This window comes from Acinetobacter sp. AHP123, from assembly GCF_023757925.1.
Lineage (GTDB): Bacteria > Pseudomonadota > Gammaproteobacteria > Pseudomonadales > Moraxellaceae > Acinetobacter > Acinetobacter oleivorans.
Genome location: NZ_CP092454.1, coordinates 182,370 through 195,923, shown reverse-complemented (window position 1 = coordinate 195,923; position 13,554 = coordinate 182,370). Strand labels below are relative to the sequence as shown.

The following is a 13,554-nucleotide window of genomic DNA, read 5'->3' as shown; positions in this document are numbered from 1 at the left end:
GAAAGTCGTTCGTCATAGTAAGTAGAAGCAATAAATATGGATCATTTTAATTTGTTTTATTGAATGATTCTTATTACGATTTACTGGGGCGGGGCAAATGAAAAAAGCGGGAACGGGGCAAAAGCAGAATCGATCGATTTTTCGATTTTCAACACTGGCGTTTGCCATACATGCTGTGTCGATGGGTGGGCTTGTTGCGCTGCCTATGCAGCAGGCCTATGCAGAAACAGCCGGAGTGAAAAGCTATAACATTCCTGCGGGTCGCCTTGCTAACGTAATCAACCAGTTTGCCGAACAATCGGGTACTTCAATTGCAATGGATGCCCAGCAACTTCAAGGGTTACACAGTCTGGGTTTAAAAGGTAACTTTGCAGTCGAACAAGGTTTTGAGCAGCTTTTAAAATCAACTGAATTTAATGCTGTAAAAGTTGGGCAGGGCTACACACTCAGCAAAAAATCTACACCGCGCGCCACTCCCGTTAAGGTTCAGGCCGCTAGCCTGCCGCCAAGTAGTGCCGTAATTGAAGAAGATGCATCGGTACGACTCACGCCAATTGTGGTGTACGGCAAAGAAGACCGTGATACAGAAGGCTATAACAAAGTTTATGACGCAAACCGTTCTTCGGTTTATGCGGGCAAAGACTATGTCGAACGCTTTAAAGGAACCAACCCAGCCGATGTTTTACAAGGCATGGTGGGAGTCTATAGCGGCGATGCCCGTAACAGTGGCGCGCTCGACCCAAGTGTACGTGGTGTGCAGGGCGTTGGCCGTGTGCCTTTAACCATTGATGGCACTGAACAGTCGATCGCGGTGTGGCGTGGTTACAACGGGGTAAACAACCGAAACTATATCGACCCCAATCTTATTGCGGGCATTGAAGTCATTAAAGGCCCATCTTTAGAGCGCAATACCACGACTTCTGTTGGCGGTGGTGTAGTCGTTAAAACGCTAGAGGCCGATGACATTGTTCGTCCGGGTAAGTCTTTTGGTGCCGAGTTAAAAGTAGAAGGCTCAACCAACTCAATCGATCCGTCTTTGCCAGACATGAGCAAAGTGGGCCAAAACTACGATGACACAACGCCTTGGATCGACATGAACGGGTCAAAGTATGACCCCGATATTTATAAAAAGAACCGGACCAGAAGTGATAACTCTCATTTTTCGGGCGATGACTTAGCGGGCCGACTGGCAATAGCCACCAAGCAAGATAAATTTGATTTACTGGCAGTTTATGCGGTACGTGAGCGCGGCAATTATTTTTCAGGGACACATGGCTCGAGCTACTATAAACGAGCAACGCCAGACAGCAGCCTCGATTTTATTCCTTATTTTGCCTATGCCTATCAACCGGGCGATGAAGTTCCTAACACCTCAAGTCATATGGAATCGTGGTTATTAAAAGGGACCTATCGCCCAACCGATAGCCAGACTCTTAAGCTGACTTACCGAGATACCAAAAATATTTTTGGTGAAATTATGCCGTCTCGGATTGTTTGGGGTATTACCCCTGACTTGGGTGTTCCGCAGTGGCCTTTAAGCAATATTCACTCTAAAGCCTATAGCCTCGAATATAAGTTTAAGCCTGAGAATAATCGCTGGATTGATTTTTATGCCAACATTTGGCAAACCGACACCGAAAGCCAGACATACACACGTGGTGGGTGGCCAACCACAATCGACTTTCGAGATAACACCATTATTAACACGGCAATAAGCCATTCTGACAATACGCGTAAAGGCATTACGGTCAGTAATAAAACTCGTTTGTTAGACCAGCTTGATTTGACGCTCGGTGGAAGTTTCTTAAAAGAAAAGCTGACGTCCGACGATATATATGGCGAATTTGGTCCAAGTTATTCGCTTTATCAGGCACTGCCACGGGCAGGGCGCCGTGAGGAAAAAACGTTCGACTTTAACTTTAATTATCGACCGCTGTCTTGGTTAAGTTTTGATGCGGGTATGCGTTATCGCTCGTATTGGGCTGTTGATGACTTTTTAAATAAGTCTTTGCAGAGTGAGATTGACCCGAGTTTAAATCCGCTGTTTACCAAAAAAAGTAGGCTTAAAGAATATACCTTTGAATATCAGACCATGCCTGAGAGTTACACCTCGACTCAGCAGCGTTTAATCAATGTTTTAAAACAGCGCTATGCCACAAAAAATCCTGAGTGGGATGGGCAGCTCGATACTGTACCTGCATCAGAGAGCACGTTGTATAACATGATCTGGTCACAGAAAAATACGCTGAGCTGGAAAGCAGATGCGAATGGGCAATTGTCGCTTGCCGATAATCCGTTAAACCAGCTCAATGCCTCTGGACAAAAGTACGTCGTGACTGGCGGTAACTTTATGTCGGTGGTAGACCAAGTTCCGGTTGAGTCGGCCGACAAAGTTAAAGATAGCGGCTGGGCACCGCAGTTAGGCGCCTCAATTCATCTTACGCCAAACAGCAGAATCTATGCACGCTATGCAGAGGAATATCGCTTACCAAGTTTGTTTGAAAGCACTGTCGGTTTTTCTGCCATGTTGCCATATCAAGTAATCAAACCTGAACACGCTTTTAACTACGAAGTGGGTTATGTCTATGACATGCGTGATTGGTTCAGCACAGCACGCAATGCTGATATTAAGCTCGCCTATTACTACAACAAAACTAAAAATGTGATTGAGCGTGACCAAAACCTTATTTTTACCAATATGGATGAGCAAAAGCTATCAGGTCTAGAGTTACAAAGCCGTTTTGATAATGGTGGTTTTTTCACAGACTTAAGCGTGGCCTATAACTTAAAAAATGAAGTGTGTGACACCAATAGTGCCATTAACAAAATGATTTTAGGTGGTACGGTTCAAACCGAGCAGGGCCTTGAGTTCCGTGAACCGTATCAGCGTTGTGTCGATGATGGTTTCCCAAATGGCTACTTGGTAACCATGGCTACACCTGAACTGAGTTTCCACGGTTTGCTTGGCGCACGTTTTTTTAATGAAAAGTTAGAGCTCGGTGCGCGTGCAACATTTTATAAAGCTTATGAAAGCCCGCTACGCAAAAACAATGATGCTAGCGTTAATAAAGGCTATTACCTCAATGTGCCTTTGGCTTGGGATGACACGTGGATTTTTGATGCCTATGCACGTTATCAGGTTGATGACTACAACACGGTTGAGTTTGTCGGCAGTAATCTTTCTAACCAGTTTTATATCGATCCTTTAACCCGTAGTGCCATGGCCGCACCCGGCCGAACGATGAAAATTAGTTGGACCACCAAATTTTAAACAGAATTTGATTCCCTCTACACATACATAAAAGGGGAGTCAGGTAACGGTAAATAATAAGATTGAATGATTATTATTTACAAAAAAAGCCCGAGTAGGTTTGCAGCTGGGCCTACTCAATAAACTAAAAATAGCGAAATCGTTATTTTAAATTAAACAATAACTTAGTTTTAAAAAAGATGGAGTAACAACAAATGAAAATCTCTCAATTGTTCTTGGGTCTTGTTGCTTGTTCAACTGCATTTGCTTATGCAGGTATTGATGGTATTTCGAGTAATGAAAGTAACATCAAAATCGGTGCTGCTGCCAATGCAAGCCATCCGGGTGGTGTAGCAGCGGTGTCGGTTCAAGCTGCGGGTGCACCATATAACGCTTTTACAGGTTTTAGTTCGTTAAAAGGTTTGGCTCAGGCTTTTGCTGCTCAGGGAACGAGTAATACCAATGTAACGGTTGGCAGCAAAACCTTTAATATTTCGCATATTCCAGTGTCTGCAATGCCACCTTCACACAGTGCATTAGGTAATTTTAACTTTGGTCAGGTGGGCACACAGGAAGTCTATTTTGGTGAATGGTGGAAAGCGGGCGACACGCCGGCAAGCGCGAGCCATACCGTTTACTACGCGGGTGATAACACCAATACCACTATTCCAACCGCGGGTACTGCAACTTATACCGTTGCAGGGATTAATGGTTCTGGAAGCAATCTGTTAAGTGGTACGTTCACGGCAAATTATGGCGCGGGGACACTTGAAGGAACGCTTACCGGAACAGGTACGGCTGTTTCATCATTAAGCCTAGATGGTGTGGCATTTAACCCGGGTACTGCTGCGTTTGCAGGTTTGGCAACGGCTAACGGTACGGCTGGTGTCGACAACTCTGGTGTGGTGCAAGGTCAATTCTTTGGTGCAAATGCTTCGGCTTTAGCGGGTATTGCCCAGTTTGATAACGTGTCTTACAACACTGCATTTGGCGGTGCTAAAAATTAATGAATGCAAAAGGAATCTACACACGTAGATTCCTTTTGTTTTTTTGGCTTTTGCTTGGTTGCTTCAGGTTTATTGTTTTATGAAACGAACGCTTTTGTGCTGTCTGACTGTGTTGAGTTGTCCATTTTTATATGCCGACGAAGACACACAGCTTCGTCTCAATCAAAGCTTGGACCAAACGCTTTTACAAGAACAGCGGCAGTTTCATGAGCAGGGAACCATTCGTAGTACCGAGCAATTACCTAAACTTCAAATTAATGGACAAGAATACAGTGTTGAGCAAAACCCGAATGATCTTGCCAAGGCATTATATTTGGCAGTCATGCAAAAACAGTGGCTCAAAGCCACGGTTTATTTAGAACATTATAAGAAATATGTTGGCTACGATCGGGCTTTAACCGACTTTGCCGAAGGGGCAGTTGCACGTTCTCAGGGGCAACTGAAATTGGCTGAACAAAAATTTCAAAGCAGCCTAAAACAACAACCTCATAATTTAATTGGTGAACTTGAGTTAGCGCGCGTGCTGTTTGAACAACAGAAGAATAAGGAAGCAGCACGCCTTTTTATTTCCATTCAAGACAAACTTAAACAAAGTGACCCTGCTGTAATTCCGTCTGGAGTTTTAACAACAGTGAATACCTTTGTTCAAGCACTAAAAAAACGAGACTCTTGGCAAGGCTCGGTTTCAGCGGGTTATACCTATGTCAGTAATTTAAATAGTTCTTCTGAACAGAGTAAAACATGGACGCTTTATGGCAAAGATAGTAAAGGTAATATTATCCCGATTGAGCAAGTTACCCGTGGGACGCCTAAAGCTGAGTCGGCAACGGGTTTAGACTACGAAGCCAGTCTGATTAAACGCTATGCGATTAAGGGGCATCATGGCGTGGCTTTACGTGCGCTGGCGTTTGGACAGTCCTATAACGACCACGCGGCATTTAATGAATCTACTATTAACATTAATGCCGGCTACAGCTACTTTGACTTAAAAAATCAAATTGGGGTGAGTCCGCTATTTGAACATAAACGTTATGGCAATGATGGTCTTTACAATGCGTGGGGCGCACGTGCCGAGTGGATGCATTTTATCTCGGCAGATAAAGCCTTCAAGCTTGAGGCTGAGAGTAAAGATTTAAATTATCAGAAATATAAAACCCTAGATGGGGTAGAAAGCTCAGCTTTTGCTACTTTCTGGAAGATTTTTCCAGACCAGTGGACTTTTTTTGGTGGTTTAGATGTGCTCGACCATTCGACCCAAGAAAAATATATGGCTGCCTACCAACAACAAGGTGTGAGGTTGGGCTTAAGCAAGTCTTGGAGCACAGGATTTAACACCACTTTGTTGAGCTCTTACCGTTGGCGCCTGTTTGATAAATATGCGGAAACTTTCTTAGCACGCCGTCATGATTTTGAACAGAACTATACCTTTGTTATGCAAATGCCGCGCTTTGAGTTTTATGGCATGACGCCTAATTTAACCTATCGCTATAACCATAATAAAAGCAATGTCGATTGGCTGTATTCCTACGATAAACACAACATTAGCCTCAAGCTTGAGCATCGTTTTTAGGGAATAAGCCATGAAATCAAAATCATTATTCCCTACACATAAGCCAATGGTTATGTTGCCTTTACCACAAGGGCCAAAGCATTTTTATAAGTGCTTAACCGTAGTGGTGGTGATTGGCCTGCATGTGTTTGTTGTCTGGATGCTGAGTCATTTAATTGAACCTTATACTTTTCAAGCATCGCCAAAAGTAGATGCATTAAAAGTAAGTTTTGTGTCATTAGCGTCTGCTAAAAAGCCATCGGCTGAAAAGACTGAAAGCCAACCTAAAAACAGTGTAACGCCTCAATCTATTTTAAACAGTTCGGTATATTCAGTACCTGAAAAATCAAAAAAAACACCTACAAATGTTCAAACATTAGCGTCAAAAACTGCTTCTAAAGAAGTTGTGCAAAATAATTTAAATGACAAACAGCAAGCACAACCAAAAACGACTTTAAACAATTTAGCCTCGTCTCAAACAGCGCAGCGTACAGAAAGGCTGGCGACTCATACCGATAAAAAACTGAGTTCGACAGACCTTGAACAAACGCAAACTGAGCAGTTGCCACAAAACACCAATAGCGAAGCTAAAAGTGGTGGGGTCAAAACACCCGCAATGCAGCAAGAATATTCCAAAGCACCGAGTACTCAAGTTGAACATGATGATGTTGTTCAGGTGAGTAGTGTAGATGTGCTGAGTTTTGGCGGGCTTGACTATGATGACCGCGAGTTAAAACAACAAAATCGTTTGGTTGAGCTTCGGATTCGCATTAATGAAAAAGGGCAGCCGATCGACATTCAATTACGCCAAAGTTCGGGCATTCAAAGCCTTGATGAACGGGTCATGCAAGCTACACGTAAATCCAGATTTAAACCCCACAAAATTAACGGTCGAGCCGTGACCATTGTTGTGGATTTTCCAGTCCAACTCAAACTCAATCGGGGCCGTTAACCGATGAGCGATATCCATTTTGCAGGAGAAAGATGATGAACTCATCTACAGACCAAATCATTAGCAACAGCTTGTCTTTACGTTTGAAACAAGAAACTGCTGCTGAACACGAACGTATGCATCAATTAATGTCAGAGGCAAAGGTGTTTTCAAGTAAAGAAAAATACGCGCAATTTACGTTGTCTCAATATTACTTTCAGCGTGAAATTGAACATCTTTTTGAAAAAGAGGGTGTGGCAGGACTGATTCCGGACCTCGACATTCGTGGCCGCTCAAAACAAGCACTTGCCGATTTAAATGATTTGGGTATTCAACCCAACGGGCAGCAATTACAGAGTGAAAACGTACAGCTACCCGAAGCTTTAGGCTGGATTTATGTGTCTGAGGGTTCAACTTTAGGGGCTGCATTTTTATTTAAAGAAGCTCAAAAGCATTTGGGTTTTTCTGAAACGTTTGCTGCCCGTAATTTAGCGGCCTATCCCGAAGGGCGCGCGAAAGTCTGGAAACGTTTTGTACAAGCACTTGATGAAACCGGCTTTGACCAAACCCAGCAAGACCGAGTCGTTCAAGGAGCGTTAGATGCCTTTGGATATTTTGGTCAGGCGCTTGATCAGCTTGATGAATTGAAATAATAAAAAGTGGAGAAAGGGAATACCCGATATGGACAAACTCAATCAAGTAAATGTGATCGTAAAACATGAGCAGTCGTTAGCACCCGCTCAACCAGTCAGTAAGCTTGCTCGTTCTGTTTGGGCGCGTTCGGTGTTTATTGGTTTGGCTTGGTTGTGCATTGCGCTTGGCATATTGGGTATTTTTATTCCGGGTTTACCCACCGTTGATTTTATAATTTTGGCTGTGTTCTTTGCGGCTCGAGGCTCTGAAAAACTTCATCAATGGTTTCGAAATCATCGTTATATCGGACCACTCATTCGTGAGTGGCAAGAACATCGGCATATTCCTAAAAAAGCAAAATATATCTCTACAGTGAGTATGAGTCTGGCTGCGGGGCTTATGATTTGGACGATTCCACATCCGTGGTTTGTCTATCCGGCAATTTTATGTATGGCAGGGGTATTGGTGTGGATGTGGCTTAAAAAATGAAAGAATTATGATTGGCACTGTTGCATAGTACGCTTCATAGTTTTCACAAAATCACGCGGTACTTCAGGGCTTTGTAAACTTAAACTGCCAAGTTTATGCATGAGTTTAGGGGAATATTGACGCTCTAAACGATGATAAATACATGTACAACTTGCACGGCTATGACCTGCTGCCATACATTTTAAATAGAAATCACGTTGAGCATTATTTTTTTGACCGGCGAAGGCAATAGATGCAAATAATAATCCACCTAGAAAAACTGAAAAATTATAAAGTGACATATATCTACTCTTGGTTGTTGTTTTTCATTATCCATATCTTGGCATAACTTTTTCAGGTTCAAAACCAATTGATATTAACTTGCGGCTTCATCATAGTTATAACAGTTTTAGAGGTCAAATTGATTTGAAGTTGAGAACCGTTTATTGTTTCAAAAACACTCAATTTTAATTGTTGCCATTTTAAAGACAGTGTTGCGACATTACACACTCTATTTTTTTACATCATTTTTTGTTTTCATAAACACTTTAGTATTACTTATTTTTTAAATCATTTATATACAACTTACTTGTTTTAAAACTCTAATTTAACAGGATATTTTATATGGCAGATACCCCAATTCAAAAAGAGACAGAAAGTACCTGGGCAATATGTCGAGATCCTGTTTTGTTGACTATGGTGGGTGGGGCAATTGATACCATAGGTTTTATTGCGCTGTTTGGTTTTTTTACCGCGCATGTTACGGGAAACTTAGTATTGGCAGGTGCTGCATGGGTTAAAGGCGGCGCTGGCATATGGATTAAGCTTGCTGCTATTCCGCTATTTATTTTGACAGTTGTGATCACGAAACTGTTAATTGACCGTAGTCAGGTTAAGCACAAAACCCTGTCTTATTTATTTTTATTTGAAGCTATTTTTCTATGTGCCTTTATGGTTGCAGGACTTTACTTTGAACCATTTAAAAATCCGGATGCATTAACAGTTGCAGTAACAGGCGGGTTGGGTTTAATTGCTTTGGCTATTCGTAATACTTCAAGCAAAACCCTCATTAAAAATATTAGCCCAAGTACCATGATGACAGGCAACACCACGCAGCTTGGTATTGATATAGCCAACTTGCTTAAAAACAATAATGCAGCAAATCGGGCAAGTTTTCTAAAAAGTGCCAGTATTGTGATTGGGTTTGTAATTGGTGCTTTCTTGGGAGCGATTCTCTATGTCTATTTTGACTTCTGGAGTGTAGCGCCGTTTATCTTACCCATTTTGTATTTTTCTTATTTAGCTTCACAGCAAAAGTTCAACCAAGCTTGATTAGAGAAAATAACAAATTAGCCTGAATTAAAATGAGTTCAGGCTTTTTTTCGCAATAAAGGAAAATGGAAGCTGAGCCGAAATTGTTCGTTCACCGCTTTACAGGCATAATGACCAGATGGGGAATACATTCGATTAAGGAATGCACAATGACAAAGTCTTATCATTATTCAATCATAACAATAATGGCTTTGCTCAGTGGCTGTCAGGTCATTAATTTAAAAGAAAGTAATTTAAGTAATGCTTTAAAAAGTAAGAATGAAAGTATTCTGACCGATGGCACCTTAAGTCATCAAACTCAAAACTTGCTGTATTTAGTTAAAAAAAGTGAAAAATCTTGTCTGCAAAATTTTGATGATTGTTTAAATAAAATTCAAAGTTTGTCTGAAAATAGCAGTCGAGAAGAACGCTATGCTGCGCTCAGTGAAATTTATTTGGCAAAAGCTTTAGACGTCGGACGTAATAGCCAATGTAATGTCATTAATAAAAGTAGTAGTTGCATTGAGCAAGAGTTAGCGCTTTTTGATAAAAGCTTGCGCTATAGTTATGTCTATTTATTTGACTCTGAAGAATCACCGTTTGATCGGGTATTTGACCATCGCCAAAATCAGGTACGTATTTTTTATAACGTGGCTTTGTCGAAGCTTATGACCACGTATTTTAATCATTTAAATACGCATCGTTTTCCACCGCTGCTTAAAGCAGATGGGCATGAGTACCACGTCAATTTTGACCATGCCGTAGATGTACAAAAAATTGAAGTCGATACTTTTCGCTCTAGCTATAACATGAACTTTTCTGGCTTTAATACCGTTAACCGTAAGGATGGTTTAGGAGCAGAGTTTATTGTTGGGCGTAAAGAAAATGATGTAAATCACGGCTTCATTTTAGACCCCGATGCTTTTTACGCTCACCAGAATAATCCGAACATACATTTACCGCGCTTTTTTCCAGTCACTGCGATTGCTTACCCAAAACAAAAAGCCACAGCAGAGCAGGTCATTGCTGGAGCAGATTTAGAAATTGCGATGTTTGATCCATATCGACAAGACCGCGTAAAGGTTGAAGGTGTGGACTATCCGCTTACTGCAAACTATTCGGCGCCTTATGGGCTTTGGCTGTCGAAATATAATTTAGGTGCAGCAGGCTATTGGTCTTTAATTAATAAAGAAAACAATTTGATCATGCCGCATTTATATATGTTAGAACCCTTTAACCCAAATAAGAAAATTATTGTATTTATTCATGGTTTGGCAAGTAGCCCAGAGGCGTGGGTGAGTCTAACCAATGACATTATGGGCGATGCCGAATTAAGGAATAACTATCAAGTCTGGCAGGTGTTTTATTCAACCAATATGCCGATTTTTGAAAGTCGTTTTCAGATTTATTCCTTGCTGAATCAGGCTTTTCAAAATGTTGCTAAAGATAGCTACGCTGCACACGATGCAGTGCTGGTTGGACATAGTATGGGCGGAGTGATTAGCCGCCTCTTAGTAAGCAATGCCGATGTTTCAGAGCAAGCCATGCAAAAAATGAATGAAGCTCAGCTAAACCGTTTAAAAGAAAATCCGGTGGTGCTAGAGCGTTTTCAATTCAAAGCTTTGCCTTATTTTAAGCGCGTTGTTTTTGTTTCGGCACCGCATCATGGCACTGATTACGCTGACCGATGGTTTACCCAAATTGCCCGCCGTATTATTCGTTTGCCAGCTGACTTTTTTATTGCAGTCGAAATGAGAGATGAGAAAAACACAAAGCTCAGAAAAGGTTTAATTGAAAACGGAGCGAGTAATTTAAGTCGTTCTTCTAGCTTTATGCAGCTTACGCAAGCCATTCAGCCATCGTCCAGCGTGGTCTATCACTCGATTATGGGGAACATAAATGGCACGACTGATAAGTTAAAAAGCAGCGATGGGATTGTGCCGTATCAAAGTTCACATTTAGGTGGTGAACAGTCGGAACTCATTATTAAGGGCGGGCATTCAATTCAAACTACCCCAGAAGCGATTTTAGAATTACGCCGTATTTTACGGTTGCATTTAAAGCAGTCACAGCCTTTAAAATAGAATTTTTTGTTTTTAGAAAACCACTGCTGAAATGATTCAACAGTGGTTGAAAGGATTAATTAAGCTGATTTTGTTTGAGTGATTTTTTATGCTCAAAATAGCTGATTGAAAAAATAATCAAGCCGACCAAATACAACACTACAGACAGAAGTAATAAATCTAATCCTGCTGCATAGAGCAACCAAAGTGCATAAATGGAAGCAACACTTGCAATGGCAATATGCGGTGTGCGTTTATGGCGAATGGATTCTTTAAGATAAAAAGCCGACACCAGAAAATAAGGCAGCAAAATCATCACTGATGAAATTAATAAAAGCTGGGTGTAGTTTTTATTGAAAAAATACACCGCAATCAAAGCACCTTGTACGACAATGGTGGTTAGCCAAAGTGATGAAATGGGTACATTGTTTTGATTATTCTTTAAAAATAATTTCGGGAATGCACCATTCTTTGCAGCCAAATATGGAATTTCAGTGGCGAATAAAGTCCAGCTTAAATAAGACGAAGAAACTGAAATAATAAGCCCGATAGTAATAACGATTGTGCCCGGTAAACCGATCAGTTGCTGCAAAATGGTTGCCATTGATGGGTTGTGCATGCCAGCAAGGGCTTCACGACTCACCACACCATAGGCCAATACGGTCACCATGACATAAAAACTTAAGGCCAGTAACACACCTAAAATGGTCGCTTTACCAATGTCATGACGTTTTTTCGCACGCGATGATAAAACCACAGCACCTTCAATACCGGTAAATACCCAAAGGGTAATGAGCATCAGGTCTTTTACTTGCTGCCAAAGCGGAACTTTTAAAGAGAAGTCATTTAAGTTGAGTTTGAACAAATCAAACTTAAAGGCAATGAAAGTAAAGAAGATGAAAACCACCATTGGAATGATTTTGGCAATAGTTGCCAGTAAATTCACAATCGCAGCTTCTTTAATGCCTCGACTCACTAACCAGTGCACTAGCCATACAAAAATGCTTGAGCCAATCAGAGAGTAGAGCGTATTGCCTTCACCAAAAATAATATGGTCTTTGCTATCGGTAAACATGCCAACGCCTGAAAAGGCAATCACCACATAACCGACAATACCAATGGTGGTACATAACCAATAGCCCCAAGCCGAGCAAAACCCGATGAGGTCGCCAAAACCTTCCCGCGCATAGTTATAAATACCACCGTCAAGATCTGGGCGTTGACGCGTTAAATGCAATAGCGTGAGGGCCAAGAAAATAATGCCGACCCCAGTAATGAGCCATGCAACAAGAAGGGCAGAGCCGTTAGCGACTTGAGCCATATTTTGGGGTAGGCTAAATACACCTGACCCCACCATAGAACTAAAGACCAGCGCTGTAAGAGACAATAGTCCAATTTTGGCAGCAGACATGGTATTTATTCTTTAAAAAATTGAGAAAGTTCAGCAATGTGTTCTGGACCAATGCCACAACAACCGCCGACTAGACTTGCACCTGCTTTTTGCCATTGTTTAGCAAAACCAAGATAAGCTGGAGCATCTAAGTCTTTACGAATTTCATCCAGACCATCGTTGGCAGTAGCGCTTTCATCTTGCGGTGGGAAAGCATTGGCATAGGCACCAATTTGTACAGACTCTGGAATGAGTCCTTTAATTTCTTTAATTGCTTGCAAGATCACTTCAGGTTGGCAGCAGTTAAACAACACTGCTTTGGCATTTGATTGTTTGATGAAATCAGCCACTTGTTGCATGTTTTCACCTGAACGAAGTAACGCTTGTTCTTGTTTAATTTCATCTTGAAGGGTAAATGACACCCAATAGTCTTTACCATCTTTTGGTAATAGCGCATGCACTGTTTCGACTTCTTTTAAGCACGATTGAGTTTCAGCGAGCCAAAAATCAACCTCTGGTGCCAATGTGTTAATGATTGGCTCAGCAAGGTTTTTAGCTTGTTCAGGTTGAAACAAGTCTGCACGGTAAGAGCCAAATAACGGCGGTAAGCAGCCTGCGATTTTGACATTTTTGCCGCTTTCTTTAACTGCATTTTTTGCTTGTTCGATTGCAACTTGAATTAAACGCACGCCGTCAGTTTCAAAGCGTTCTTGTCCGATATGAAAAGGCACAACAGCGTAGTTGTTAGTCGTAATGACTTCTGAACCTGCGTTAATAAAATCGAGATGTACTTCTTTTACTGTTTCTGGTGCTTCAATCAGTGCAAGAGCAGACCATTCTGGTTGACGAAACGGAGCGCCACGACGGGCCAATTCACGGCCTAAACCGCCATCTAAAATCTTCATAAATTACAACATAAAGGGAGAAAAAATATTTGATTAATCTAGCGTGT

11 protein-coding genes are annotated in these 13,554 nt (G+C 41.5%); 8 read left to right on the top strand and 3 right to left on the bottom strand.

The window, feature by feature from the left end; translation table 11 throughout:
* Positions 1-97: 97 nt before the first annotated feature.
* The 6 genes from hphR to MJX77_RS00880 all read left to right on the top strand — a co-directional run bounded on the left by hphR (position 98) and on the right by MJX77_RS00880 (position 7,859).
* Positions 98-3,271 carry a hemophilin receptor HphR gene (gene hphR / locus MJX77_RS00905; protein ID WP_286089231.1) on the top strand — a complete coding sequence of 1,058 codons (3,174 nt, stop codon included), beginning with the start codon at positions 98-100 and terminating at the stop codon, positions 3,269-3,271.
* Positions 3,272-3,465: 194 nt separating this feature from the next.
* Positions 3,466-4,257 (top strand): hemophilin HphA, encoded by a 792-nt coding sequence (gene hphA, locus MJX77_RS00900; protein WP_252060344.1) that lies wholly within the window; start codon positions 3,466-3,468, stop codon positions 4,255-4,257.
* A 79-nt stretch (positions 4,258-4,336) separates the two neighbouring features.
* Complete coding sequence (hsmA, locus tag MJX77_RS00895) at positions 4,337-5,827, top strand: hemophilin secretion modulator (protein WP_502806537.1); 1,491 nt, start codon at positions 4,337-4,339, stop codon at positions 5,825-5,827.
* 10 nt (positions 5,828-5,837) lie between these two features.
* On the top strand, positions 5,838-6,758 hold the full coding sequence (locus MJX77_RS00890; RefSeq protein ID WP_252060343.1) for an energy transducer TonB: 921 nt from the start codon (positions 5,838-5,840) through the stop codon (positions 6,756-6,758).
* A gap of 32 nt (positions 6,759-6,790) precedes the next feature.
* A complete protein-coding gene (locus tag MJX77_RS00885; RefSeq protein ID WP_081402120.1) occupies positions 6,791-7,390 on the top strand; it encodes a biliverdin-producing heme oxygenase in 600 nt (199 codons plus the stop codon).
* A gap of 28 nt (positions 7,391-7,418) precedes the next feature.
* Complete coding sequence (locus MJX77_RS00880; RefSeq protein ID WP_252060342.1) at positions 7,419-7,859, top strand: YbaN family protein; 441 nt, start codon at positions 7,419-7,421, stop codon at positions 7,857-7,859.
* Positions 7,860-7,864: 5 nt separating this feature from the next.
* On the opposite strand, the gene MJX77_RS00875 is transcribed toward MJX77_RS00880, so the two are convergent.
* Positions 7,865-8,140 carry a hypothetical protein gene (locus tag MJX77_RS00875; RefSeq protein ID WP_013198670.1) on the bottom strand — a complete coding sequence of 92 codons (276 nt, stop codon included), beginning with the start codon at positions 8,138-8,140 and terminating at the stop codon, positions 7,865-7,867.
* Between the two features lie 322 nt (positions 8,141-8,462).
* Between MJX77_RS00875 and MJX77_RS00870 the strand changes: the two genes are divergently transcribed.
* Together MJX77_RS00870 and MJX77_RS00865 are read left to right on the top strand one after the other, a co-directional pair.
* A complete protein-coding gene (locus MJX77_RS00870; protein WP_151987128.1) occupies positions 8,463-9,170 on the top strand; it encodes a YoaK family protein in 708 nt (235 codons plus the stop codon).
* Between the two features lie 149 nt (positions 9,171-9,319).
* Positions 9,320-11,233 (top strand): esterase/lipase family protein, encoded by a 1,914-nt coding sequence (locus tag MJX77_RS00865; RefSeq protein WP_252060340.1) that lies wholly within the window; start codon positions 9,320-9,322, stop codon positions 11,231-11,233.
* Positions 11,234-11,288: 55 nt separating this feature from the next.
* Here MJX77_RS00865 and MJX77_RS00860 read toward each other — a convergent pair whose 3' ends face one another.
* Together MJX77_RS00860 and MJX77_RS00855 are read right to left on the bottom strand one after the other, a co-directional pair.
* The gene (locus tag MJX77_RS00860; RefSeq protein ID WP_107881073.1) at positions 11,289-12,623 is read right to left on the bottom strand and encodes a basic amino acid/polyamine antiporter; all 1,335 of its coding nucleotides are present in this window, start codon (positions 12,621-12,623) and stop codon (positions 11,289-11,291) included.
* 5 nt (positions 12,624-12,628) lie between these two features.
* Complete coding sequence (locus MJX77_RS00855) at positions 12,629-13,507, bottom strand: homocysteine S-methyltransferase family protein (RefSeq protein WP_199942592.1); 879 nt, start codon at positions 13,505-13,507, stop codon at positions 12,629-12,631.
* Positions 13,508-13,554 lie beyond the last annotated feature (47 nt).